1 protein-coding gene is annotated in these 293 nt (G+C 50.5%); it reads right to left on the bottom strand.

The window, feature by feature from the left end; translation table 11 throughout:
* On the bottom strand, nucleotides 1-293 hold a 293-nt coding region (locus KPL72_RS21135; protein WP_219704366.1), incomplete at both ends, for a cadherin repeat domain-containing protein.

Here is a 293-nt window from a genome sequence, read left to right as displayed (position 1 = left end):
GCACCGTTATCTGTCGCGATCACATTAAAGCTGTAGCTGGATTTGGTTTCATAATCCGCTGAGGCTTTTAACGTCACCACACCAGTCACCGCATTGATATCCAGCAATGCCGCATCGTCACCAGACAAGCTGTATCGCAAGGTGTTATTGGTGACCGTACCGTCCGCATCGGTCGCAGTGGCTGTGTAAATAACCGTACTGGTGTCAGCATTCTCATTAACACTGCCCATCGCACCGGAAGTCATCATCGGTGTGTTATCGTTCAAGTCATTGACGCTGACGGTCACCGCTTG

It is taken from the genome of Marinomonas lutimaris (assembly GCF_019426345.1).
GTDB classification, from domain to species: Bacteria; Pseudomonadota; Gammaproteobacteria; order Pseudomonadales; family Marinomonadaceae; genus Marinomonas; species Marinomonas lutimaris.
Note: the sequence above shows the minus strand (reverse complement) of the source record. Positions and strands in the feature narration are given on the sequence as shown.